At 70.2% G+C, this 23,705-nt stretch carries 26 protein-coding genes; 17 read left to right on the plus strand and 9 right to left on the minus strand.

Features of this window, described 5'->3' with window-relative positions; all coding sequences use genetic code 11:
• Window positions 1–27 precede the first annotated feature (27 nt).
• The 8 genes from ABDZ66_RS15145 to ABDZ66_RS15180 all read left to right on the plus strand — a co-directional run bounded on the left by ABDZ66_RS15145 (window position 28) and on the right by ABDZ66_RS15180 (window position 5,850).
• Window positions 28–417, plus strand: coding sequence for a DUF3208 domain-containing protein (locus ABDZ66_RS15145; protein WP_425544446.1), 390 nt, complete (start codon window positions 28–30; stop codon window positions 415–417).
• Window positions 418–419: 2 nt separating this feature from the next.
• Complete coding sequence (locus ABDZ66_RS15150; RefSeq protein ID WP_343761059.1) at window positions 420–620, plus strand: hypothetical protein; 201 nt, start codon at window positions 420–422, stop codon at window positions 618–620.
• The gene (locus ABDZ66_RS15155) at window positions 617–1,216 is read left to right on the plus strand and encodes a type 1 glutamine amidotransferase family protein (RefSeq protein ID WP_343760660.1); all 600 of its coding nucleotides are present in this window, start codon (window positions 617–619) and stop codon (window positions 1,214–1,216) included. The genes ABDZ66_RS15150 and ABDZ66_RS15155 overlap by 4 nt, the downstream gene beginning before the upstream one ends.
• Before the next feature lie 215 nt (window positions 1,217–1,431).
• Window positions 1,432–3,480: an NAD-dependent DNA ligase LigA gene (gene ligA / locus ABDZ66_RS15160; protein ID WP_343760662.1), complete on the plus strand. Its 2,049-nt coding sequence runs from the start codon at window positions 1,432–1,434 to the stop codon at window positions 3,478–3,480.
• Between the two features lie 103 nt (window positions 3,481–3,583).
• Window positions 3,584–3,937 (plus strand): Asp23/Gls24 family envelope stress response protein, encoded by a 354-nt coding sequence (locus ABDZ66_RS15165; RefSeq protein ID WP_343760664.1) that lies wholly within the window; start codon window positions 3,584–3,586, stop codon window positions 3,935–3,937.
• Window positions 3,934–4,461: a transcription antitermination factor NusB gene (nusB, locus tag ABDZ66_RS15170; protein ID WP_343760666.1), complete on the plus strand. Its 528-nt coding sequence runs from the start codon at window positions 3,934–3,936 to the stop codon at window positions 4,459–4,461. Before ABDZ66_RS15165 ends, nusB begins: the two co-directional genes overlap by 4 nt.
• Window positions 4,458–5,402, plus strand: coding sequence for a bifunctional 5,10-methylenetetrahydrofolate dehydrogenase/5,10-methenyltetrahydrofolate cyclohydrolase (locus ABDZ66_RS15175; RefSeq protein WP_343760668.1), 945 nt, complete (start codon window positions 4,458–4,460; stop codon window positions 5,400–5,402). The genes nusB and ABDZ66_RS15175 overlap by 4 nt, the downstream gene beginning before the upstream one ends.
• Window positions 5,386–5,850 carry a divergent PAP2 family protein gene (locus ABDZ66_RS15180; protein WP_343760670.1) on the plus strand — a complete coding sequence of 155 codons (465 nt, stop codon included), beginning with the start codon at window positions 5,386–5,388 and terminating at the stop codon, window positions 5,848–5,850. The genes ABDZ66_RS15175 and ABDZ66_RS15180 overlap by 17 nt, the downstream gene beginning before the upstream one ends.
• A gap of 197 nt (window positions 5,851–6,047) precedes the next feature.
• Here ABDZ66_RS15180 and ABDZ66_RS15185 read toward each other — a convergent pair whose 3' ends face one another.
• Together ABDZ66_RS15185 and ABDZ66_RS15190 are read right to left on the minus strand one after the other, a co-directional pair.
• Window positions 6,048–6,431 (minus strand): NADH-quinone oxidoreductase subunit 15, encoded by a 384-nt coding sequence (locus tag ABDZ66_RS15185; RefSeq protein WP_343760672.1) that lies wholly within the window; start codon window positions 6,429–6,431, stop codon window positions 6,048–6,050.
• A gap of 68 nt (window positions 6,432–6,499) precedes the next feature.
• Entirely contained in the window at window positions 6,500–8,320 is a 1,821-nt protein-coding gene (locus ABDZ66_RS15190; RefSeq protein WP_343760674.1) for an alpha-amylase family glycosyl hydrolase, read from the minus strand.
• 281 nt (window positions 8,321–8,601) lie between these two features.
• On the opposite strand from ABDZ66_RS15190, the gene ispG reads away from it, so the two are divergent.
• From ispG to ABDZ66_RS15205, 3 genes are read left to right on the plus strand one after another with little or no spacing between them, the layout of a single operon-like run.
• Entirely contained in the window at window positions 8,602–9,825 is a 1,224-nt protein-coding gene (ispG, locus tag ABDZ66_RS15195; protein WP_343760676.1) for a flavodoxin-dependent (E)-4-hydroxy-3-methylbut-2-enyl-diphosphate synthase, read from the plus strand.
• Window positions 9,822–10,223 carry a DUF4259 domain-containing protein gene (locus ABDZ66_RS15200; protein ID WP_343760681.1) on the plus strand — a complete coding sequence of 134 codons (402 nt, stop codon included), beginning with the start codon at window positions 9,822–9,824 and terminating at the stop codon, window positions 10,221–10,223. Before ispG ends, ABDZ66_RS15200 begins: the two co-directional genes overlap by 4 nt.
• Window positions 10,224–10,225: 2 nt before the next feature.
• The gene (locus tag ABDZ66_RS15205) at window positions 10,226–10,402 is read left to right on the plus strand and encodes a hypothetical protein (protein ID WP_343760685.1); all 177 of its coding nucleotides are present in this window, start codon (window positions 10,226–10,228) and stop codon (window positions 10,400–10,402) included.
• 69 nt (window positions 10,403–10,471) lie between these two features.
• Here the strand turns inward: ABDZ66_RS15205 and ABDZ66_RS15210 are convergent, their stop codons facing one another.
• A complete protein-coding gene (locus ABDZ66_RS15210; RefSeq protein WP_343760688.1) occupies window positions 10,472–10,927 on the minus strand; it encodes a hypothetical protein in 456 nt (151 codons plus the stop codon).
• Window positions 10,928–10,981: 54 nt separating this feature from the next.
• The gene (locus tag ABDZ66_RS15215) at window positions 10,982–11,869 is read right to left on the minus strand and encodes a M55 family metallopeptidase (protein ID WP_343760692.1); all 888 of its coding nucleotides are present in this window, start codon (window positions 11,867–11,869) and stop codon (window positions 10,982–10,984) included.
• A 65-nt stretch (window positions 11,870–11,934) separates the two neighbouring features.
• Here ABDZ66_RS15215 and map point away from each other — a divergent pair, with 65 nt between their 5' ends.
• Window positions 11,935–12,696: a type I methionyl aminopeptidase gene (gene map / locus ABDZ66_RS15220; RefSeq protein ID WP_343760696.1), complete on the plus strand. Its 762-nt coding sequence runs from the start codon at window positions 11,935–11,937 to the stop codon at window positions 12,694–12,696.
• A 349-nt stretch (window positions 12,697–13,045) separates the two neighbouring features.
• Window positions 13,046–13,717 carry a pentapeptide repeat-containing protein gene (locus tag ABDZ66_RS15225; RefSeq protein WP_343760698.1) on the plus strand — a complete coding sequence of 224 codons (672 nt, stop codon included), beginning with the start codon at window positions 13,046–13,048 and terminating at the stop codon, window positions 13,715–13,717.
• Between the two features lie 25 nt (window positions 13,718–13,742).
• Here ABDZ66_RS15225 and ABDZ66_RS15230 read toward each other — a convergent pair whose 3' ends face one another.
• The 3 genes from ABDZ66_RS15230 to ABDZ66_RS15240 all read right to left on the minus strand — a co-directional run bounded on the left by ABDZ66_RS15230 (window position 13,743) and on the right by ABDZ66_RS15240 (window position 16,845).
• Window positions 13,743–14,816: a peptidoglycan recognition protein family protein gene (locus ABDZ66_RS15230; protein WP_343760700.1), complete on the minus strand. Its 1,074-nt coding sequence runs from the start codon at window positions 14,814–14,816 to the stop codon at window positions 13,743–13,745.
• Window positions 14,817–15,087: 271 nt separating this feature from the next.
• Window positions 15,088–16,077 (minus strand): peptidoglycan-binding domain-containing protein, encoded by a 990-nt coding sequence (locus tag ABDZ66_RS15235; protein WP_343760702.1) that lies wholly within the window; start codon window positions 16,075–16,077, stop codon window positions 15,088–15,090.
• A gap of 252 nt (window positions 16,078–16,329) precedes the next feature.
• Window positions 16,330–16,845, minus strand: coding sequence for a hypothetical protein (locus ABDZ66_RS15240; protein WP_343760704.1), 516 nt, complete (start codon window positions 16,843–16,845; stop codon window positions 16,330–16,332).
• Window positions 16,846–17,062: 217 nt separating this feature from the next.
• Here ABDZ66_RS15240 and ABDZ66_RS15245 point away from each other — a divergent pair, with 217 nt between their 5' ends.
• From ABDZ66_RS15245 to ABDZ66_RS15260, 4 genes are all read left to right on the plus strand, one after another.
• A complete protein-coding gene (locus ABDZ66_RS15245; protein WP_343760706.1) occupies window positions 17,063–18,145 on the plus strand; it encodes an ABC transporter ATP-binding protein in 1,083 nt (360 codons plus the stop codon).
• A gap of 88 nt (window positions 18,146–18,233) precedes the next feature.
• The gene (locus ABDZ66_RS15250) at window positions 18,234–19,061 is read left to right on the plus strand and encodes an ABC transporter permease (protein WP_343760708.1); all 828 of its coding nucleotides are present in this window, start codon (window positions 18,234–18,236) and stop codon (window positions 19,059–19,061) included.
• 88 nt (window positions 19,062–19,149) lie between these two features.
• Window positions 19,150–19,959, plus strand: a complete 810-nt coding sequence (locus tag ABDZ66_RS15255) for an ABC transporter permease (protein WP_343760710.1) — start codon at window positions 19,150–19,152, stop codon at window positions 19,957–19,959.
• The gene (locus tag ABDZ66_RS15260; RefSeq protein ID WP_343760712.1) at window positions 19,956–21,047 is read left to right on the plus strand and encodes a polyamine ABC transporter substrate-binding protein; all 1,092 of its coding nucleotides are present in this window, start codon (window positions 19,956–19,958) and stop codon (window positions 21,045–21,047) included. Before ABDZ66_RS15255 ends, ABDZ66_RS15260 begins: the two co-directional genes overlap by 4 nt.
• 188 nt (window positions 21,048–21,235) lie before the next feature.
• Here the strand turns inward: ABDZ66_RS15260 and ABDZ66_RS15265 are convergent, their stop codons facing one another.
• Both ABDZ66_RS15265 and ABDZ66_RS15270 read right to left on the minus strand, forming a co-directional pair.
• Complete coding sequence (locus tag ABDZ66_RS15265; RefSeq protein ID WP_343761061.1) at window positions 21,236–21,559, minus strand: hypothetical protein; 324 nt, start codon at window positions 21,557–21,559, stop codon at window positions 21,236–21,238.
• Window positions 21,560–21,564: 5 nt separating this feature from the next.
• Window positions 21,565–23,259, minus strand: a complete 1,695-nt coding sequence (locus ABDZ66_RS15270; protein ID WP_343760714.1) for a PhoX family protein — start codon at window positions 23,257–23,259, stop codon at window positions 21,565–21,567.
• Between the last annotated feature and the right edge of the window lie 446 nt (window positions 23,260–23,705).

The raw sequence follows: 23,705 nt of genomic DNA on the forward strand, positions 1-23,705 counted from the left end.
CGGGGCGCGGCGCGGCTGAAAGCCGGTATGCTGTGCGGCGTGAGTACCAGTGAACCGCAGGCCGGGGGCCGCGCTGCTGTCCGCCTGCTACAGGGGTATGTGTGGCATCCGCAGGGCGCCGACATCGAACTTGAGCATTTCCTGCCGCACGAACTGGACCTGACGGGCGGGGACAGTGAGGGCGCGCACGTCCTGTGGGACGGCGTGAACCCTCCGTTCGCGTTCTTCGAGAACGGCGAACCCACCGCCTCGCAGGCCTTCTACCAGTTCACGGTGCTGCGCGTGTACGACGAGCGGCCCAGCAACGAGGCGCTGCACGAGGACGCCACGCTCGCCAGCGGCCTGCTCGACCCGCTGCTGGAGGCCACCCCGGAGGGCTTCGGCTGGCAGCTCTGGGAGGACCTGAGGGACCTGTGAGCATGACCCTGGAGTGGTTTGACCTGCGCGTGGAGGGAGACCCGCACCCCCGCCGCTTCGATTCGGCCGCGTCGGCCCGCACGTACCTGCTGCGCGTGGAGCGGCTGAGCGAGGCGGCGGCCGACGAACTGCTGATCGCGGGCGAGGTGCACCCGCCCCTGTCGCGCCGCTCGCTGGAACTGCGGCCCCTGCACAGCGAATGACCCCGGACGCCGTGGAGACCGCCGGCGCAGCGCCGACCGAGCCGGGGCCGGTCGTGGCGATTCCGGTGTACGCCGGGGTCAGCGAACTGGAACTGGGCGTCATGATGACCGTGTGCCGCCTGTGCGGCGGCGAGGGCGCGGCCCTGACCGTCAACCGCTCGCGGGCGAGTATCGTCACGGCGGGCGGGCTGGTCAGCACGCCGCACGTGCTGTACGCGGCGCTGCCGGAACCGGCGGGCCTGCTGCTGCCCGGCGGTCCCGGCGCGGCGCGGGCCAGCCGTGACCCGCTGCTGCGCGCGTTCCTGGCAGGGCACGCGGCCCTGCCGACCGGCGCTTCGGGCAGCGGGGCGCTGCTGTGCGGCGAGGCCGGCACCCTGACCGGGCGCGTGGTGGGCGGCCCCGCCGACCTGAGTGACACGCTGTGGGGCTTCGGCGTGGCGGGCGTGCAGGCCGGGCAGGTCGTGACCGACGGGCCGCTGATGACCACGCCGTCCGGGCTGCCGGCCCTGCAGGCGGCGCTGCACGTGGCGGCGCACGTGTGGGGCAAGGAGGCCGCCGCGCAGGCCGCCGACCAGATCGGCTACCGGCCGGCCTGATACGGACTGCCGTTTGTTTCGCCGACAATCCGGAACTTCACCGGATTGCCGACTCCACGTCCGGAACCCGCCCAGCTCCCACTCGCTTCGCTCGGACCCAGCGGGCTTTGCAGCCCATTCAACCGGAGTCCGTATGAGTGGGGACCGCCTGCTGGGACAATCCCGGCCCGCGTTCGTGTGTGGGGCGAACCGGGGCCGGGTGATACGCTGAGGGCATGGATCAGGCTGCGTTTGACCGTTACCTTGCGCTGCGGGCCGAGGTCGCCCGCCACAACCGCGCGTACCACGAACTGGACACCCCGGAAATCCCCGACAGCGAGTACGACGCCCTGGCCCGTGAACTGCGCGCCCTCGAAACCGCGAACCCCGACTGGGCCGCCCGCGCTGCCGACACCGACGGCCGCGACCTGAGCCCCGCGCAGGCGGTGGGCGGCGCGCCCGCCGGGACCTTCGTGCCGGTGAATCACCCCACCCCCATGACCAGCCTCGACAACGCCTTCAGTGACGAGGAACTGGACGACTGGCGCGAGAAACTCGCCCGCGCCCTGAACCTCCCGGCCGACCACGACGACTTCACCTTCACGGGCGAACTGAAGATCGACGGCCTGAGCGTCAACCTGTACTACCTGAACGGCGAACTCCAGTGGGCCGCCACGCGCGGCAACGGCGTGACCGGCGAGATCGTGACCGCGCAGGTCGCCACCGTGCCCGGCATTCCCACGCACCTGCCCGGCCTGAGCGGCGAACTGGAGGTGCGCGGCGAGGTGTACATGAGCCGAGCGGACTTCGCGGCCTTCAACGAGCAGGCCGAGGAACTGGGGACGCCGCTGCTGAAGAACCCCCGCAACGGCGCGGCGGGCGCGCTGCGGCAGAAGGACCCGGAAGTGACCCGCACCCGCAACCTCCGCGCGATCTTCTACGCGCTGGGCCGCCGCGACGGCGTGCCCGCCACCACCCAGGGCGAGGTGCTGGCGTGGCTGGCCGCACAGGGCTTCCCGGTCAGCGCATACAGCGAGACCCTGCGCGGCCTGCGCGCCGCCGCCGACTACCACGCCCGCATGACCGCCCGGCGGCAGACCTTCGAGTTCGACGCGGACGGCACGGTCCTGAAACTGGATCCGCTGCGCCTGCAGGAGGAGGCGGGCTTCACCAGCCGCGCGCCGAGGTGGGCGATCGCGTACAAGTTCCCGGTCGAGGAGGTCGAGACGACCCTGGAGGCCATCACCGTGAACGTGGGCCGCACCGGGAAACTCGCGCCGCTCGCGCACCTCGCGCCGCGCCTGATCGAGGGCAGCACCGTCAGCCGCGCCACGCTGCACAACGAGGACTTCATCCGCGACCTCGACCTGCACATCGGGGATACGGTGGTGGTCCGCAAGTCCGGCGGGGTGATCCCGCAGATCATGCGCGTCCTGCACGACAGACGGCCCGAGGGCGCCCAGCCGTTCGCGTTCCCCACCCACTGCCCCGAGTGCGGCCATGAGGTCACCCGCGCCGACGGCGACGCGAACACCTACTGCCCGAATCCCGCCTGCCCCGCCCAGGCCTTCGAGCGCATCCGGTACTTCGTGTCGCGCGGCGCGATGGACGTGCGCGGCATCGGCGAGAAACTCGTCGCGCAACTCATCGAATCCGGACTGGTGCGGGACGTCTCGGACCTGTACACCCTGAACGCCGAACAGCTGGCCGGACTGGAACGTGGCGGCGAGAAGAAAGCGCAGAACATCCTCGCGCAGCTGGACGCCAGCCGCACCAGGCCGCTGTGGCGACTCGTGAACGCGCTCGGCATGAACCACGTGGGCGAACGCAACGCGCAGGCGCTCGCCCGCGCCTTCGGCACGCTGGACGCCCTGCTGGCCGCCACGCCCGAACAGATCGAGAACGTGCCCGGCATGGGCGGCGTGATCGCCCAGAGCGTCACGGCGGCCCTGGCCGATCCCAGCATGCGCGGCGTGCTGGAGCGGCTGCGCGCCCACGGCGTGAACCCCGCCGAGGAGGTCACCCGGCGCGGCGAGCAACTGCAGGGCCTGAACTTCGTGATCACCGGCACCCTGACCCGCCCGCGCGACGCCATCAAGGCGCAGCTGGAGGCCGCCGGGGGCCGCGTGACCGGCAGCGTGACCGGCAAGACCAGCTACCTGATCGCCGGGGAAGAGGCGGGCAGCAAACTCGCCCGCGCGCAGGAACTCGGCGTGAACGTCCTGACCGAAGCCCAGCTGGCCGACCTGCTGCGGGAACGGGGCGTGACGGACCCCGCCAGCTGAACGCACGCCGGAAATGGCCGGAAGGACCGCCGTTGCGTATAAACTGAGAACTATTGGCGCGGCCCGAGCATCAGCGGGGCCCGCGCGTGGAGGCAAGACGAGCATGGCAACCAACCCCGAAGTCGAGATCAGCAAGAGTGTCCTGATGGACATCGCCGCCACCACCCTGGACGGCATTGAAGGAACCGAGATCGCCGCCGCCCCCCTGAAGGTCGGCGAGGTGCTGCGCAACCAGAACCCCGGCCGCAAGGCCCGCGCGCTGCGCGTCACCCGCGAAGGCAACGACGTGACCGTCGACCTGGGCCTGAACATCGAGTTCGGCCGCAGCCTGATCGCCCTGAGCGAACAGGCCCAGCGCGCCGTGCGCGAGAACATCGAACTCATGACCGGCCTGAAGGTCCGCGCCGTGAACGTCAGTGTGCACAACGTCTGCCTGCCCAAAGGCAGCGCCGCATGACCCGCCGCCGCGAGAAGGCCGCCGCGCCCGTCGGCACCCGCCGCGCCGCCCGCGAGTTCGCGTTCCGGGTGCTGTTCGAAGCTGACCGGGGCGACCTGCCCATGCAGAGCGTGTTCACCCGCGCCGAGGGCGCCATGCGCAGTGGCGACGACACCTTCCCTGCCCTCAGCGAGGACGCCCTGACCTTCGCGCAGGAACTCGTGCGCGGCATCAGCGCCGCCCGCCCCGACATCGACGCGACCCTGCGCCGCACCATCCGCGGCTGGAGCTTCGACCAGATGGCCCAGACCGACCTGAACATCCTGCGCCTGGCGACCTTCGAGATGATGCACACCAGCGAGCCGCACCCGCCCGTCATCGAGAGCGCCGTGCGTATCGCCCGCAAGTTCGGCGGGGACGACTCCGGCCGCTTCGTGAACGGCGTGCTCGCCGGCCTGAGCCGCGCCCTGAACAGCCGGGGACAGCCCGCCCCGGCCGCGCAGCCCGAGGCGGAAGCGCCCCTCCCGGACGGAGAGCCCGAGTGACCAGCGGCCGGGCCGAGGCCCGGACCCTGGCCGGCCCGCCCGCCGCCGCCGAACTGCTCGCCCGCGCCGCCGCCCTGGCCGCCACGCTGCCCGTCACGCCCAGCATCGCATTCATCCGGGTGGGCGACGACCCCGCCAGTGAAAGCTACGTGCGCGGCAAGGCGAAGAAAGCCGTGGAACTCGGCCTGCACAGCCACGTGTACGCCCTGCCGGACGACACCACCCAGGCGGACCTGCACGCCCTGATCGGCACCCTGAACGCCGACAACGGCGTACACGGCGTGCTGCTGCAACTGCCCCTCCCGGCCCACCTGAACGCCGACGCGGCCCTGGCCTGCCTCGACCCGCGCAAGGACGTGGACGGCCTGCACCCGGTCAGCGCCGGGCTGCTGTGGCAGGGGCAGCCCGGCCTGCGCCCCTGCACGCCCGCCGGGGTGATGGCCCTGCTGGACCACTACCGCCTTCCGGTGGCCGGGCAGCACGCCGTGATCGTGGGCCGCAGCGCCCTGGTCGGGCGACCCCTGGCGGGCCTGCTGCTGAACGCCGACGCGACCGTCACCGTCGCCCACCGCGCCACCCCGGACCTGGGCACCGTAACCCGCCGCGCCGACCTGCTGATCGTCGCGGCCGGGCACGCGCACCTGATCACGCCGGACATGGTGCGCCCCGGCGCGACCGTTATTGACGTGGGCATCAACCGCGTGCCCACCGAGGGCGGCAAGGCCCGCCTGACCGGTGACGTGCACCCGGACGTGGCGGGCGTGGCCGGGGCGCTGACACCCGTGCCGGGCGGCGTGGGCCCCATGACGGTCGCGCAACTGATGATGAACACCGTCCAGGCCGCCCAGAACCAGACAGCGCAGGTGCAGGCCACGCAGAACCAGACAGGGCAGAACCAGGTGGGGCAGCCGAACGGAGCGAACGGTGAACTCCTTCGCTGACCTGATCGGCAACCGCTGGCTGTGGGTCGCCGTGCTCAGCAGCACGGGCGCGCAGGTCATGAAGGTGCTGCTGATCCTGCTGCTCGAACGCCGCTGGCACCCCGGCGCGTTCATGGAGACCGGCGGCATGCCCAGCAGTCACAGCGCCATGGTTGCCGCCCTGACCACCGGCGTCGGTATCACCGAGGGCCTGGGCAGCCCGCTGTTCGCCGCGAGCGCCGTGTTCGCCCTGATCGTCATGTACGACGCGACCGGCGTGCGTCACAGCAGCGGCCAGCAGGCCCGCCTGCTGAACGAACTGGTCGATGAACTGCGCGCCGTGGTCCGCGAGGGGTTCGCGCCCAGCCCCCTGCGCGTCCTGATGGGCCACACCTACCTCGAGGTGCTGATCGGCACCCTGATCGGCGTGGCGGCCGGCTTCATCGCCTTCGGCAGCCAGCCGGCCTGAACGGGGAACAGGAAGGGGACGGGCCTGCGCAGGGGAGGACCCGTCCCTGCCGTTTTCTGGGGTTATACGGATTCCGTTTGTTTCGCCGACAATCCGGAACTTCACCGGATGGCCAGCTCCACGTCCGGAACCCGCCCAGCTCCTCCCCGCTTCGCTCGGATTGAACGGCTTTGTAAGCCATTCAATCGGAGTCCGTGTTACACGGCGTTGCTGCGCAGGGCGCCGTCCAGCAGGGCGTCCAGCCGCTCGCGCGTGAAGGGCCGCTTGCCTTCCAGCAGCGTTCCGCCGCTCCCGGCGTGCAGGTGCCAGTGCTTGCTGCCGCCCATCAGGCGCAGCGACACGCCACCCAGGTCCACGTGGCGCGGGCTGACCGCCGCGATCAGCAGCGGTTGCCCGCCCACGCCCACGCTGACGCTCATGACGGTGGTGGGCAGGTCGTAGGGGCGTTCCATGCGGTAGATGTAGTCCGGGAAGTCCGCAACCTTCTCGAACGACAGGCCGCGCGCCGCCGCGCTGTCCTCCAGCCAGCCCAGAAGCGTGACCCACTGCGTGTACAGCGCCGAATCATCTGCATGTGACATGTGACACGAGCATACCCCACGCCGCCAGACTCCGTCAGCCCACCGAACCGGCCTGTCCGTCGAGTCCGTCAGCCGAGCAGCAGGCGGCCCCCGCTGGCATCCAGCGTGACGTGCCCGCCGCGCAGCGCCTCGCCGGTCACGGCGTCGCGCCACTCGCCGTCCGGCAGGGACAGCGTGACCGCGTGCGCCTCGGCCCGGCGACTGACGATCACCGCGGCCCGCTCGGCGCGGCCGTCGGCGTGCGTGTACTCACGCAGGAACGCCACGGCGTCCTCCTCGGCGTGCAGGAAGCGCAGGTTACCCCGCTGCAACGCCAGGGTCCGGCGACGCACCGCGATCAGGTCCTTCATGCGGGCGCGCAGGGCCGTGTCCCACCGGGACTCGTCCCAGGGCATGGATTCGCGGCACCAGGGCATCGCGCCGTCACGGGACTGCGTCACGCCGACCTCACTGCCGTAGTACGTGCAGGGCACGCCCGCGTACCCCATCAGCAGCGTCACGCCCGCCAGGAACCGTGTGCGGTCGTTCCCCAGGCGGTACAGCGCCCGCGGAATGTCATGCGATTCGAGCACGTTGAACATGCTCAGCGCCACCTGGGCGGGCAGCGCATGGTACGCGTCCCACAGGATCTCCACGAGTTCCTCGCCGCCCAGCGCGCTCGGCTCGAAGGCCATGTTCGCGCGGGCCAGCCACTGCATGACCGGCAGGCCGAACCCGTGGTAGTTCATGCTGCCGTCCTCGCCCTGACCGTCCAGCGCGTGCTCCGGGTCGTAGAAGCGCTCCCCGAACACGTACGCGTCCGGGCGTTCCTCGCGCGCCGCGCGTTTCAGGGTGCGGTGTAGCGGCAGGTTGTCCTCGTCGGTGCCGCCCGTGCCGATCATGTGCGCCACGTCCAGCCGCCAGCCGGCCGCGCCGCGCCGCAGCCAGTGCCGAACGACGCTCTCCTCGCCGCTGAAGAACTCCTGCACGGCGAACTCGTTGCGGTAGTCGATCTTCGGCAGGGTGGGCACGTCGAAGAAGGCGTGGTACGGCAGTTTGCCGGGTTCGTCCCGCCAGGTGAACATGCCGCGTTCCGGGGCGTCCTCGGTCTCCTGCGCCGCGCGGAACAGGGCGTTCTCGTTCCCAACGTGGTTGAACACGCCGTCCAGCACGATCTTCACGCCGGCCCGGTCGGCCGCCTGCACCAGTTCGTCCCAGGCCCCGTCGCCGCCCAGGTGCGGGTCCACGTGCCGGTAATCGGTGATGTCGTAGCGGTGGTTGCTGGGCGACACGAAGATCGGCGTGAGCCACAGCCCGCTCACCCCCAGGTCCGTCAGGTACGGCAGGGCCTGCGTGATGCCGTTCAGGTCCCCGCCGTAATGCCCGTGAATGTCGCCCCAGCTGTCGATGGGCGTGTTCCACTCGACCTGCTCGACCACGCGGTCCCCGTATACGTACTCGCCGGTCTGGACGTCATTGCCGGGATCCCCGTTGCGGAAGCGGTCCGGGAAGATCTGGTAGAACACGCTCTGCCAAGCCCACTCGGGCGCGGCGTGCCCGGTCAGGTACGTGAACCACGACCGGAACCCGCGCCGCGAACGGTTCAGGCCCAGTCCGGTCAGGTGCAGGTGATCGTTCGTGAAGTTCAGCTGCCACGCGTACCGCACGCGGCCCTCATGGACCGGCAGGTCCGCCTCGAACCAGCGTCCCGGCGCGTCGCCCAGCGGCGTGACCTCGCGCGCCGGGACGGACTCGATCTCACCGACCCGCACGAACTTCAGGTGAACCTCCGTGACGCTCAGGGTCGTGCGGACACGCACCCGCACGGAACTGCCCATCGGCGCGCCGAGCGTCTCGGTGTAGGCGGGCGTGTGGTCGTGCTGGGTGGACAGAAGCGGAAAGACGGACATGAAAACCTCCGGAAGCGGAACCAGTCGAGAGAGAAGGGGGAATGCGGGGCTGCCCGCACGGGAGGGCAGCAGAAAGGACACCGGGCACGGTCTCAGCGCACCTCTGCGGTCAGCAGTGCGGCCAAGGTCGTGCCCGGCGGGCAAGCGTTGCCTTTGAACTTTGCGCCACAGTCTGAAGCCCGCCGCCCCCCGCGGTCAAGTGGCACCAGGGGCGGGGCACCGACAGCGGCCGTAACGCTCCTTCCTGACCATCCCGCATGACGCCGCGTACACTGGGCGGCATGAAGCGTCGCCAGACCGTCAGCGTCAACGTGGGAGGGGTCATGGTGGGCAGCGCCCACCCGGTCGTCGTGCAATCCATGACGAACACCGACACCGCCAACGCCGAAGCCACCGCCATCCAGATCGCGCAGCTCGTCCGGGCAGGCAGCGAGATCGTGCGCGTCACCGTCAACACCCGCGAGGCCGCCGCCGCCATCCCCGACATCGTCGCCCGCCTGAAAGAGGTCGGGATCGAGGTGCCCATCGTCGGGGACTTCCACTACAACGGCCACATCCTCCTGCGCGAATTCCCCGAAACGGCCCGATTGCTCGCCAAGTACCGCATCAACCCCGGCAACGTCGGCGCCGGACAGCACCACGACGCGAACTTCGCCACCATGATCGAGGTCGCCAGGGAGTTCGACAAACCCGTCCGGATCGGCGTGAACTGGGGCAGCCTCGACCAGCAGGTCCTCGCGCGCCTGATGGACGAGAACACCGCCAACGGCTCACCCAGGACCGGCACGGACGTCATGATCGACGCGATGGTCGTCTCCGCCCTGGAAAGCGCCGCCTACGCCGAGGAACTCGGCCTCGCGCACGACAAGATCCTCATCAGCGTGAAGGTCAGCTCCGCCCCGGAACTCTGGCAGGTGTACCGCCAGCTCGCCCCGCTGTGCGACTACCCCCTGCACCTCGGCCTGACCGAGGCGGGCATGGGCATGAAAGGCATCGTCGCCAGCAGCGCCGCCCTCGCCCCCCTGCTGATCGACGGCATCGGGGACACCATCCGCGTCAGCCTCACCCCGGAACCCGGCGCGAGCCGCAAACTGGAAGTCGAGGTCGCCCAGCAGATCCTCCAGAGCCTCGGCATCCGCCAGTTCCTCCCGCAGGTCACCTCCTGCCCCGGCTGCGGCCGCACCACCAGCACCTTCTTCCAGGAACTCGCCCAGAAGATTCAGGACTACATCCGCGACACCATGCCCGACTGGAAAGCCAAATACCCCGGCGTGGAGGACATGCAGGTCGCCGTCATGGGCTGCATCGTGAACGGCCCCGGCGAGAGCAAACACGCCAACATCGGCATCTCCCTGCCCGGCACCGGCGAGGACCCCCGCGCGCCCGTCTACCAGGACGGCAAACTCCTGACCACCCTGCGCGGCCCCCGCATCGCCGAGGACTTCCAGGAACTCATGGAAAAATACGTCGAGCAGCGCTACGGGCGCAGCGAGGCCCCCGCATGAGCGCCTGGGGCGTCGGCCCCTTCCAGAACGAGGCCGCCGCTGCGTACGCCGCCGAGATCGTGCAGGACGGCGCGTACGCCCTGGCGGAAGCCTTCGACGTGGCGGTGGACCCCGACAACGACTACCTCGAAGCCGAGGAAGGCCACCGCGCCGTCGCCGCCGCCGAGACGCTCGCCGCCGTCCTGACCGGCGACACCAGCGCCCTGACCGACGCCGCCCTGCGCGCCTGGGTGCAGAACGCGGACGCCGCCGAACTGACCCACCTGCGCCCGCACGCCATGGAAGCCCTGGAACGCGTCCTCGGCCCCGGCAGCGAACTCCCGGACCTCTGGGAGGACAGCGAGGACGCCGACGCGTGGCGCGAGGACATTCAGCGCCTCCGCGCCGCCCTGAGCTGAACGTGGAACCGGACGTGCTGCCCTGGCTGCGGGACGACCTGACCCGCGCGGACGCGCACGCGCCAGCGCGCCTGACCGCAGACCTGCACCGCTGCGGCCGCGAACTCGGGAGGACGCTGATCGGTGGACTCCACATTGACCCGCTGACGGGCGTGCAGGGTCATACGGACTCCGATTGAATGGGCTGCAAAGCCCATTCAATCGGAGTCCGTATCAGAGGACGGCCGGGCAGGTGAGTGCGATTGAGGTCAGAAGCGCAGTTCCAGGCCGACGCCCGCGCCGATCTGCCCGGCGCTGCTGGCCCGCACGAACGCGCGCCATCCGGCGGGGCCGAACACGGGGCCGCGCAGGCCGGTCTCGCCGTACAGCGCGAACCTGTTCTCGCCCCCCTGCGCGGTGGGGACGGTGAGTTGCCCGCCGACGGTGGCGAAGGCGTCCACCTTCGTCAGGGGGAGGTTCAGGTCGCGCAGGGTCACGCCGGCGGCGTAGCGGTTGGAGGTGGTGTCGGTCGCCTGCCAGGGGCGTTCGGCGCTGCCTTCCACGCCGACCGTGCCGATGAACGGGATGGGCAGCAGGGCGGTGCCGGCGTGCAGGCCGTACCCGCCTGTGGTGGCGTCCACGCCGGCCCACACGGCGGCGGCGCTGGCGGGGACGGTCAGGGTGGTGATGCTCAGGGCAGTCAGGGCGGTCAGGGGGCGGCGCATGCGTTCAGGCTACCGGACGCCGCATGAGGATGCCCGCAGGGTTGCCTGTGGCGGTCAGGCGTTCAGGCGCACGTCGGCCACGCTGGCCAGCATCCGGAACGTCTGGAACAGGTGGAAGGCGTTGCTGCTCTCCCAGCCGACCGTCACGGCGTCGATGCGGGTGATGCCGGGCACGCGCTCGCAGGCGTCCGCGCGGGCCTGATGATCGAAGCTCAGCTGCGCGGCCGCCGGGAAGCGCGTGCCGTACGGCCTGGGCGGCGAGTGCAGCGCCTGCTGCACGGCCCGGAACGCGCCGTCGCGGATGCGGCGCTGCGCCTCGCGCGGGTGCAGGTGCGTGGCCGCGAAACTGCTCAGGCCCTCCTTGACCGGGACCGTGACCACACCCTCGCCCAGTTCGGCGGTGATTTCTGCCATGGCCACGTCGTCGCCGCAGGCGAACAGCACGGGCACGCCGTAATGCCCGGCCAGCAGGGCGTTCAGGCCGTACTCGCCGGTGCTCGCGCCGTTCACGCGCACGTCCCGGATGAAGCCGTTCCAGGTGTGCGCCAGCGGCCCGCGCACGCTTCCGGCCCGCGCGTGGTAGCCCACGAACAGCAGGCCCAGCACCCCGGCCTCCTGCACGCCCTGCACCATGCTCAGCGGCTTGTCGTTCCCGCTGGTAAAGCGCACGCCGTCCGGGAGCAGTTCCGGGATCAGGTTCCGCATGGTGTCGTGGCTGTCGTTCACGAGCACGTCGGTCGCCCCGGCGTCCAGTGCGCCCTGCGCGGCGGCGGCGGCTTCCAGTGTCATGCGTTCGCGCGCCCGCTCGTATTCGCTGCCGCTCACCAGCCCACCGAACTCGGGTGGGCTGACCTGCACCCAGCTGGAAACGCCGGTCACGCCCTCCATGTCCACGCTGATCACGACGCTGCGCGCTCCTGTGCCGCTGTGCTGGTCACTCATGCGGTTCAGGGTACCGTGACGCGCGGTAGGGAAGGGCGCACCGGGCCGTGTTAGCCTCATGCGTTATGAGCCGCGTTTCCCTGAAATCCGCCCGAGAGATCGAAGCCATGCGCCGCGCCGGGGCGCTCGTCGCGGAGACGTTCCGTGTGCTGGAGCCGCACGTGAAACCCGGCGTCACCCTGAAAGAACTCGACACCCTGGCCGAGGAACACATCCGCCGCGCCGGAGCCACGCCCGCCTACCTGGGGTACGGCCCGAAGAACAACCCCTTCCCCGGCACCATCTGCGCCAGCGTGAACGAGGTCATCTGCCACGGCATCCCCGACGGCCGCGAACTGAAGGAAGGCGACGTGGTCGGCGTGGACATCGGCGTGCTGATGAACGGCGTGTACGGCGACGCCTGCTACACCTACACGGTCGGGCAGGTCAGCGCCGACGTGCAGGGCCTCGTGGACACCACCCGCGAGTGCCTGAAAGCGGGTCTGGACGTCATCCGCCCGAACGCCCGTACCGGCGACATCGGGCACGCCATCCAGACCCTCGCCGAGGCGCGCGGGTACAGCGTGGTCCGCGAGTACACCGGGCACGGCATCGGCAAGCGCCTGCACGAGGAACCCACCATCTACCACTGGGGCGCACGCTACACCGGCCTGAAACTCCAGCCCGGCATGGTGTTCACGGTGGAACCCATGATCAACCTGGGCCGCCCCGAAACGCGCCTGCAGGCCGACGGCTGGACCGTCACCACCGCCGACGGGCAACCCAGCGCGCAGTTCGAGCACACCCTGGTCGTCACGGCCAAGGGCTTCGAGATCCTGACCGTCTGATACGGACTCCGGTTGAATGGCTTACAAAGCCGTTCAATCCGAGCGGACTCGTAGAGCTGCGCAGCAGAGCGAGCAGGAGAGAAACGGCTTCCGGACGTGGAGTTGACAGATCGGTGGTGTTCCGATCTGTGAACGAAACGGACGGAAGCCGTATGAGACGGACTCCGTCCGTTTCGCCCTCCACCCGGAACACCACCGGGCTCCTAACGCCACGCCCGGCCGTCCCATCTGCTCCGATTTGCATCCCCTCGGACGGAACGGTTTGCGAACACCATTCAGTCGGAGTCCGTGTGGCACACCGGACGGTCCCGCCGGGTGACGTTCCCGGTGGGGTACTGTGACGGGCACCATGCCTCCAGTCCACGCTTCCTCTGTTCGTCCCGCACCCCCGAGGTTCCCGCGTGGCGGCGTCCGCGCGTCCGGCCCCGAACAGATCGAAGACGAGGCGACCCTGCGTGGCGTGCTGTTCGAGGGGGACTGGCCTGCCCTGGCCGCGCTGCACAGCGTGACCTTCGCCGGGTGCGTGTTCCGGCGCGTGAACCTGACCGGCAGCGTCTGGGAGCGCGTGCGCCTGCTGGACGTGCGCTTCGAGGACTGCGACCTCAGCGGCGCGCGCTGGACGGACGTGAGCCTGGAGCGTGCCGAGGTCACGGGCTCGCGCCTGCTGGGCCTCCAGGCGGCTGGCGTGCGGCTGCGACACGTGCGCCTGACCCGCGTCCACGCCCCCCTGAGTGTCTGGCAGCGGGCCGACGCTGGCCACCTGCACCTGAACGGCTGCGACCTCAGCGAGGCCAGTTTCATGGAAGCGAAGTTGCCCGGCGCGGTCCTGCGGGACTGCCGCCTGCACCGCACGGACCTGCGCGGCGCCCAGCTGGACGGCGCGGATCTGCGCGGCAGCGCCCTGGGTGGCCTGCGTGCCGGGGCCGCCGACCTTCAGGGCGTCACCGTGGAGGCCGCGCAGGTACTCGACCTCGCTCACCTGCTGGGTGTGCAGGTCGAGGAACTGCCCGGCGAGGCGTAGGCCACCGGGCGCTCTCGGCTGCCCCTCAGCTTTCCAGCGCCAGCCAAGTGTTCGGCCCGACGATTCCGTCCGCCGTCAGGGCTTTGCCCGTCTGGAAGGACTTCACCGCACTCTCGGTGGCGGGTCCGAACGCGCCGTCCACCGTGACCGCGTACCCGCGCGCCGCGAGCTGTCCCTGCGCGGCCTTCACCGCCGGGCCGCTGTCACCGCGCCGGACCGTGCGGATCAGGCGTTCCCAGGTGGCCGAGCCGATCAGACCGTCGGGCGTGAGGCCCACGCCCCCCTGGAAGGCGCTGACCGCGCTGGCGGTGCCGCTGCCGTAACTGCCGTCGTCGCTGACTGTCTGCCCGGCGGCGAGCAGGAGCCGCTGCGCGCTGCGCACCCTCTCGCCCGTCATGCCGGTCCGTGTGGTGGGCCAGATGCGCAGCTGCACGCCCAGCCGCGCGGCCACGTCCGAGCGCAGCTGTGGCAGCTTCGCGTACAGCACGTCGCCGGGGCAGTCCGTGGCGTTGAAGTCCCGGTGCCCGTACAGTTCCGTGGCGGGAATCCCGTACTGCTGGCACAGCCACGCGCACAGGCTGACCAGAGCGCCGTACTGCCCGGCGGGCGGCGAGACGGTCATGTACGTGCCCTCGTTCTCGATGCCGACCGCCACGTCGTTCTGCCCGTCGCAGTGCGCGCCCTGGACGTGCCCAGTCCCGCCCTGCGCGGCCTCCAGGCTGCGGTGCCGGCCTTCCAGGACGTACCCGCCCCGGCTGACCGTGAACTGCTGGCCCGTGTCGATCCACCCGCGTGAGAAGTGACTCTGCTGGATCGTGCGGGCCAGACTGAACGCCTGCGCCTGCGACAGGTCCGAGGTGTTCGCGCTGGCCGTGTGGTGCACCAGGATGCGGGTGGGCCGCGCCGCGAGCATCACGATGGGAGAGCTGGCGGGCTGCGCCAGCCACGCCGCGCAGGTCGAGATGCCCGGTGCGGCCACCGCCAGCGCATTCAGCTGCTCGGGCACGCGCGTCAGGGGAACGCCGCAACCCGCCAGGGCGGCACTGGCGCTCGCCAGCAGACCCAGGCGCAGCACGTCGCGTCGGTTGAAGCTGTTCATGGGGTTCTCCTGGGGGCAGCGGTGGGAAGCCGTGACCGCGACCAGCGGCCAGAAGGTGACGACCTGACGGGAACGCCGGGTCCGGACCTCGCCGGGCGGGTCGATGACTTCCGGCCCGTCCCTGGTTGCGCAGTGGACCTCGCGGCGCGCGAGCGGGACGGGCAGATCAGCGGCACCGGACCCGCCGGGTGCACCAGGGTCGGATCGGTGGGTCCGGTGTGTCCCGCTGGGGCTGAACCTGCCCGCGCGCGTGGGCGGAGGGCCGTCACGGTCAGTTCCACGCGCAGTGCACGTGGTTGCTGTGCCCGCCGGTCGGATCGTGGTACGCGTCGAAGGTCTGCCCCGGGTCGCTGCCGGCCGCGATGCAGGCGTTGCGCGCCGCCGTGTGCGAGCTGTTCGGGCTGCCGAGACTCACGCCGTTCCAGGTGCCGATGTCGAACGCCAGCCCCGCGTAGTGGTCCGAGTACGTGGAGTGCACGCCGCCCGCAATCGAGGTCACGTAGAAGCTGTTGCTGCGCGACAGGTCAGACATGCCCTGCAGCATGCTCTTTTTCAGGTACACGGTCAGGCCGCAGTTGGCGTTGCTGGCGCAGCCGCGCGTGGCGGCCCGCCCGGCGGCGGTGTCCTGCATGTTCTGCCGGGGACTGCCGCCGGTGGTGCTGCTGCCCGTGCCCAGCGTGACGCGGCTGGTGTTCAGCAGACCCTGCGCGAGGCTGGCCGTCGTGCTCGACCCGCCGGTGCTGGCCCCGGTCACCAGGGCGTGCCAGGTGTTCAGGCCCACCACGCCGTCGGCGCTCAGGCCGCGCTTGCCCTGGAAGTCCCGCACGGCCGTGTTCGTGCCGGACCCGAACGCGCCGTCCACGGTCACGGCCGTGTACCCGTACCCGCTGCGCAGCTGGTCCTGCACGGCCCGCACGGCGTTGCTGCTGTCCCCCTGGCGCACGGTGACGATCAGTTTCTCCCAGGTGTTGCCACCCACGATGCCGTCCACCGTCAGGCCGTTTGAACCCTGGAAGGCCCGCACGGCGCTGTCCGTCCCGGCGCCGAACGCCCCGTCCACGCTCAGGGTGTACCCGCGGTGGCGCAGCAGGTACTGCAGCGTGACCACGTCGCGGCCACTGTCGCCCTGACGCAGCGCCTGCCAGGTCAGCACGGACTGCACGCCCAGCGCGGGGGCGGAGGAGAGGGCCGTCGGCGGCGCTGGAGGCGCGGCGCAACTGGACAGCAGCAGGGTCAGCAGCAGCGGAACACGAACGCTCATGGAAGAACCTCCGGGGACACGTCCGGGGTAACCCCGGGGAGCCAGGGAGGGGTCGCCCGCAGGGTCTGAATTGACGCGTGGTCCCGAGCGTACCGCACCCCCATCCTTCCCGGCGGGCGCGGTGGTGCGCACCAGTCGGCGGGACCGGCCTCACGTCCGGCCGTCCCAGCTGCTCCGATTCGCTCTGCGGCGCGGCCCGGCGAGTCCGCCCGGGTTGGGTGGTCGGCCAAAGCCGCTCAACCCGGGCCGGTCCTAGCGGGAATTCTGCAGGGCCGCGCCCGTGGCGAAGCGGTCGCGCAGGTAGTGGCTCTGGGTCAGCAGCCGGTCGGCGGCCGCGTGGTCCTGCCGCAGCGCGTCGTCCACGCCGCGGTTCAGGTGCTCGAGCTGCTCGCGCAGCAGCCCTTCCGGATCGCGGCCCCCGGCCCGCAGCTGCTCACGCGCGGCGGACGTCAGGCTCAGGTAGGCGCGGAGGGTGTCCGGCAGGTACTCGCGGCGGATCTGACCCAGCAGCGCCCGCAACTGGGGGTCCTGCGCGGTGGAGGCGTCCTGCAGGCGGCACAGCAGGGCCAGCGCGTACAGCCGGTGCGGTTCCGGCAGGCGGAGGGCCAGTGCGGGCGCGTCCTCGGGCGGGCCGCCCGCCTGCCCTGCGGGTGGGAGCGGCTGGGCGCGCAGTAACTCCAGTCTGTGCCGGTGAATCATGGCGCGGCGCGCCAGCGGAAAACCGAACACCGCACCGAAAAAGAACAGGGGAACCAGAACGTCTTCCACGGGGAAACCTCGACTTGGGACAGGGCGTGGCGGCAGCGGAACACCATCAGCGTACGCCCGGCCCGGCGTGGCCCGCGTCACCCTTAAGGCGGAGTGGGGGTGGTGGCGTCCCACGGGCCGGTAAACTTCCTGGCATGAGTCAGATTCAGAGGTCCCGTCCATAACCGGCGTCGCGTTCAGGGGCAAGCGGGCGCGTGAACTGTCGGCCGACGCGGCCGTGAGCGTGCGCGGCGTGCGCAAGAGCTTCCGCTTGGCGGGCGGCGCGGAGACGCGCGTGCTGGACGACATCGACCTGGATATCCGCCGCGGCGAGTTCTTCAGCCTGCTGGGCCCCAGCGGGTGCGGGAAGACGACGCTGCTGCGCATCCTGGCGGGCTTCGAGAGTCCGGACGCGGGCGCGGTCCTGATCGGCGGGCAGGACATGACGGGCGTGCCGCCGCACCGGCGGGACGTGAACACGGTGTTCCAGAGCTACGCGCTGTTCCCGCACCTGACCGTGCAGGACAACGTGGCGTTCGGGTTGAAGATGAAGGGCGTGCCCGCCGCGCAGATCCGGGAGCGGGTCATGACGGCCCTGGAGCGGGTGCGCATCGCGGACTTCGCCGCGCGCCGCCCCGATCAGCTGTCCGGCGGGCAGCGGCAGCGGGTCGCGCTGGCCCGCGCCATCGTGAACGAACCGCAGGTACTGCTGCTGGACGAACCGCTCTCCGCGCTGGACCTGAAGCTCCGCAAGGAACTGCAGGTGGAACTCGCCAACCTTCAGGAGAGCCTGGGCATGACCTTCGTGTTCGTCACGCACGACCAGGAGGAGGCGCTGGTCATGAGTGACCGCATCGCCGTGATGAACCGGGGCCGCGTGGAACAGCTGGGCCGCGCCGAGGAACTGTACGAGCGGCCAAGGACGGCGTTCGTGGCGAACTTCCTGGGCAGCAGCAACCTCATTCCCGGCACCGTCCTGAGCGTGGACGGCCCCGAGGCGACCGTGCAGACCGAGCACGGCCCGCTGCGCACCACGCACGGCGCGGGCCTGCGCCCCGGCCAGAGCGTCACGCTGTCCGTCCGCCCCGAGAAACTGAGGATGGAACGCGATGACGAGACCGAAGGCAACGAGATCCGCGCCCGCGTGGACGACATCGTGTACACCGGCGCGGAGAACCAGTACCTCCTCCAGGCGGGCGGGCAGCAGCTCGTCGCGTTCCAGCTGAACGCCGACATCGGCGCGGACGAGGACTTCGACTACGACGAACAGGTCGCCCTGTACCTGCCGCCCGACAACCTCGTCGTGCTGGAAGAAGCGTGACGGGGGTTGAAAGTCGACAGTCGATGGTCGATGGAACACCCCTCTATCAACCATCAACCATCAACCATCACCGCACCGAAGGTGCACTGTGCTGACGGTCCGGCGTTTCTTCGCCACGCTGGGGCCGGGCGTGCTGTGGCTGGCCGCGTTCCTGATCGTGCCTGCGCTGGTGATGCTGGGGTACTCGTTCCTGACGCGCACGGATCTGGCGCAGGTGGGCACCCCGTGGACGCTGGAGAGCTGGGGGCGGGTGTTCGGCTACGACGCGCTGTTCCAGGAGTGGACCGGGGACAACGTGCGGGTGCTGTGGCGCAGCGTGTGGGTCGCCACCCTGAGTACGGCGCTGTGCGTGCTGATGGGCTACCCGCTGGCCTTCTACATCGCCCGGCAGGACGCGCGGCGCAAGAACCTGCTGCTGCTGCTGCTGATCATCCCGTTCTGGACGAACTTCCTGATCCGCGTGTACGCCTGGATCCTGATCCTGCGCCCGTTCGATCTGGTGCCCAGCCTGACCGCCACGCTGCTGGGCATGGTGTACGCGTTCGTGCCGTTCTTCGTGCTGCCCGTGTACTCCAGCGTCGAGAAGATCGACTGGCGCCTGCTGGAGGCCGCCGAGGACCTCGGCGCGACGCCCGCGCGGGCGTTCATGACGGCCGTGTTCCCGCAGACCCTGCCGGGCCTGGTGGCCGGCATCCTCCTGACGTTCATTCCCGCGCTGGGCACCTTCGTCGTCAGCGACATCCTGGGCGGCGCGAAAACGGCCCTGGTGGGGAACCTCATCCAGAACCAGTTCGGGCAGGCGGGCGACTGGCCCTACGGCAGCGCCCTGAGCTTCCTGCTGATGGGCGCCGTCCTCCTGGGCCTGTGGGCCTACGCCCGGGTGGCCGGCCAGAAGGGCCTGGAGGAACTCGTATGAGGCTGCGCCAGTTGAAAGTCGAGGGTAGATGGTCGATGGATCACCTATCAACCATCAGCCTTCGACCATCGACGGCCCGGAGGGCCCCGTGATCCGGCGGACGCATCCGGCCCTGAGCGCGTGGGCGTGGCTGGTGTACGCGTTCCTGTACCTGCCGATCATGGTGCTGGTGGTGTTCTCGTTCAACGATTCGCGCTTCGGGGCGACCTGGGCAGGCTTCACCACCAAGTGGTACGGGGTGCTGTTCGCCCGCGCGGACGTGCGCGAGGCGCTGGCGCACACGCTGGAGATCGCCCTGCTCAGCACGCTGGTCAGCACGGTGCTGGGCACGCTGGTGGGCCTGGGTCTGTGGCGGTACACGCTGCGGTTCCGCACGGCCCTGACCGGGCTGCTGGTCCTGCCCATCGTCGTGCCGGACGTGGTGATGGGCGTCAGTCTGCTGATGTTCTACTCGTTCGTCCGGCAGGGCCTGGAACGCCTGGGCTGGACGTTCGACAACGGCTTCTGGACGGTGCTGCTGGCGCACGTGACCTTCCAGATCAGTTACGTGGCGCTCACCGTCCGCTCGCGGCTGGCCGGGTACGGCCCGGAACTGGAGGAGGCCGCGCGGGACCTGGGCGCCACCGGCCTGCAGTCGTTCACTCAGGTGGTCCTGCCGCTGGCCCTGCCGGGCGTACTGGCGGGCGCGCTGCTGGCATTCACGCTGTCCCTGGACGACTTCGTGGTCACGTACTTCGCGAGCGGCTCCGGCTTCAGTACCCTGCCGGTCCTGATCTACACGAACGTCAAGCGCGGCGTGACGCCCGACATCAACGCCCTGAGTGCGCTGCTGGTGCTGGTCACGGTGGTCGCCATCGTCGCCGCGAACGCCCTGCTGCGCCCCCGGAGGGACACGTGAAGCGGGCCGCGCTGCTGGCCGGTGCGGGGCTGCTCCTCCTGACCGGCTGTTACCGCGTGCAGAAACCGGCGGTCTCCGCGCCCGACGCACCCATCACGCGCGGCGATGGAAAGACCCTGCGGGTGTTCATCTGGTCGGAGTACATCGACCCGGATCTGGTGAAGGCCTTCGAGAAGCAGAACGGCGTGCGGGTCGTGCTGGACACCTTCGAGAGCAACGAGGCGATGCTCGCCAAGCTGCAGGGGGGCGGGGCGCAGTACGACCTCGCGGTCCCCAGCAACTACGTCGTGCAGACCATGGTCCGCGCCGGACTGCTGCGACCCCTCGACAGGGCGCGGCTGAAGAACCTGAAGAACATCGCCCCCGGCTTCCTGAACGCCGACTACGACCCGGGCAACGTGTACTCCGTGCCGTACCAGTACGCCGCGACCGGACTGGCCTACAACCGGCAGCGGTACGTGCCGCAGGACACCTGGGCCGAGATCTTCGGCCCGGACGACCGCCGCTCGTTCGTGCTGCTCGACGATCCGCGCGAGGTGATCGGCGCGGCCCTGAAGTACCTGGGGTTCAGCGCGAACACCACCCGCGTCGAGGAACTGCGCGCCGCGCGGGACCTGCTGCGCCGCGCGGTCGCCAAGAAGGGATTCCAGGGCTTCGACGGCGGCCCCGGCACCCGCAACAAGCTGCTGGCCAGGACGGTGGATCTGGGGCAGATCTACGTCGGTGACCTCCTGATCGCCACCGAGGAAGACGAGAACGTGCAGGTCCTCCTGCCCCGCCAGGGCACCACCATCAGCATGGACACCCTGGTCGTCCTGAAACGCAGCCCCAACCCCGCACTGGCCCACCGCTTCATCGACTTCATCCTGGACGCAGAGAACGGCGCGCAGCTCAGCAACTACACCTACTACGCCACCCCGAACGCCGCCGCCCGCCCGTACCTGGACGACTTCCTGAAGGACATCCCGGCCCTGAACCCGCCCGCCGCGTGGCTCACGGACGGCCGCCTGGACTTCATCGGCGAACTGCCCTCGGGCCGCCCGCAGCGGCTGTACGACCGCATCTGGACGGAACTCAAGAGCCGCTGAGCCGCAGTCCGGAAACCCACAAGCAAGGCGCTCCCGCTGAACATGGGGGCGCCTTGCTCTTGGTCTGTGATACGGATTCCGTTTGTTTCGCCGACAACCCGGAACATCGCCGGGGTGCCTACTCCATGCCCGGAACCCGTTTCGCTCCTTGTCTGCGGGGCAGCTCTGCGAGTCAATCCGAGTCCGGATCAGTCCGGCTGGTTCACGGGGTGCAGGGCGTCCAGCCAGCCCCACTCGCGCAGGTACGCGCGGAACTCGCCGATCAGCTCGCGGGCCTCGTCGCGTTCGGATTCGTGCAGGGCGCGCAGCCACGCCTCGCCGGTCGCGCGGGTAAAGGCCCGCAGCGGCGCGGGGCGGCCCAGGAAGCTGTCCAGGGCCTCCAGCAGTTCCTCGGTGCGGGCGCGCGTCCAGGGGCGCTGACGGGTCACCTCGTTCAGGAACTCGTTTGCGGCGTGCTCCAGCAGCGGCGTGCGGCCCACGATCCACGGGGCTTTCAGTGGCGGCAGGCTCATGGCGCTCACGCTTTCCATCCGGGGAAGCCCTCGATGGCGACCAGCGTGGGGCGCGGCACGCGGCTGCCGGGTTTCGCCGCGAAGTTCGAGCGCAGCTTGTCCAGGCTCTCGCTGTCCTCGCCGGGGTGCTGGATGGACAGGAACAGCGTCCTGCCGTCGGGGCTCCAGACGGGGCCGGTCATCTCGGCGTCCACCGGGCCGATCGCGAAGCGCTGCGCCTTCCCGGCATTCGGGCCTTCGGTCGCGAAGAAGAACATGGCGTTGTTCCCGTGGAATTCCTTGATGGGGTTGGTGCTCAGGTCGCTGTTGTCCGTGACCATCCACAGGTTCCCGTACGGGTCGAACACCAGGTTGTCGGGGCTGGCGAACCCGCTCTGCGGGCCGCCCACCGCGAACACCTCCCACAGGAACGTCGTGGCGGTCCAGTCGTCCTTCGCCTCACGGAACTTGATGATCTGCCCGAAGTAGTTGCCGTGCTTGGAGTTGTTCGTCAGGGAGACGTACACCTCGCCGGTGCGGGGGTGAATCTCGATGTCCTCCGGGCGGTCCACGGGCGTCCCGCCGACCGCCAGGGCGCTGGCGCGGGCGTCGGCCAGCACGTCCGCCTGACTGGCGAACAGCGTCTTGCCGTCCGCGCCCTTGGCGTCCCTGAGTTTCGGGTTGCGGTCGTAGTCCAGCAGCACCCAGCTGCCGTTCCCGAAGTTCGCCACGTACAGGTCCCCGTCCTCCAGCAGGCGCAGGTTCGCGGCGCGGTCGGCCGGGTTGTACCGGCCGCGCGACACGAACTTGTACACGCAGGCGTCCTGCATGTCGTCGCCCATGTACCCGACCACGCGGCCGTCCGGCGCGACCGTGAGCGCCACGTTCTCGTGCCGGAAGCGGCCCATGGCGGTGCGTTTCCTGGGCGTCCACTTGGGATCGAAGGGGTCGATCTCGGTCACCCAGCCCTGGTGCATGGCCTCGTATCCGCTGCCCGCCCAGGCCTTGGTGTACCCGTCGACGTTCTCCTCGCAGGTCAGCAGCGTGCCCCACGGCGTCTGCCCGCCCGAGCAGTTGCCGACGGTGCCCTTGACCATCGTGGCGCCCTTCACGGGGGCCGTGCCGCGCACCGGGCCGGTCAGTTCGATGTCGGTCAGCGCGTCGATGCGACGGTTGCGGGCGTCCGGTACGACCTTCCACTCGCCCCCCTCCCGGCGGACCCGCACCACGCTCACGCCCACGGCCTCCATCTCGGCCCGCACCTGCGCGGGCGTGCGCTCCTTGGTGTCGCCGCCCACGAACAGCGCGTTGACGTACTCGTGGTTGATGGTCAGCAGGGCGTCGGTGCTGCTCTGGCCACCCTCGAGCATGTCGATCGGGAAGTACCCCACGTAATCGTGGTTGAAGCCGATCTCGCGCCCGTCGTTCGTGAACTTCTCACCCCACGGGGCCAGCACCTGGTAGCGGTATCCGGCGGGCAGTGTCAGGGCGTCGGCGCCCGTCACGGGCACCGGCCGGAACGGCGCGTTCGTCTGCGGTTTGGCCTGGCGGGCGTCCACGGTGGTGGGGCCGCCGTTGTTGGCGGCCGCCTCGGCGATGTTCAGCGGCAGGCTGACGGCGGCGGCCGTCGCGGCGGCGCTGCCGAGGGCCGCGCGGCGGGTCAGGCGGGTGTCGAGCAGACGGTGCCAGAAGCTGGCTTCAACCTTGTCCTGTGAGGTCATGATGGCCAGTCTGGGTGCGCCGGGTCAGCGGACCTTCAGCGTCCGGTCAGCCGAATGTCATGCGGAGTCCAGTCGAATCCGGGTCAGGCAATCGTCGGCGGACGGTCCGTATCAGGTCTGCCTTTTCATACGGACTCCGATTGTTTCGTTAACAGATCGGACCACCACCGGTCTGTCAACTCCACGTCCGGAACCCGCCCAGCTCCTCCCCTGCGGAGCAGCTCTCCGAGTCGCTTCGCTCGGATTGAACAGCTTTGTAAGCCATTCAATCGGAGTCCGTATCAGTCACCCCAGCACCTGCTCCGCGTACCGGTCGGGTGGGAAGGGCGGGTCGAACACCTGCCCGATCACTCCGTCCCGGACGATCAGCGTGATGCGGACTGCCGTTGGTTCCGTTCACAGATCGGAACTGCGCCGCTCTGTCAACGCCACGCCCGGAGGGGCGC

The sequence above is a fragment of the Deinococcus depolymerans genome (genome assembly GCF_039522025.1).
In the GTDB taxonomy this organism is placed as follows: Bacteria; Deinococcota; Deinococci; order Deinococcales; family Deinococcaceae; genus Deinococcus; species Deinococcus depolymerans.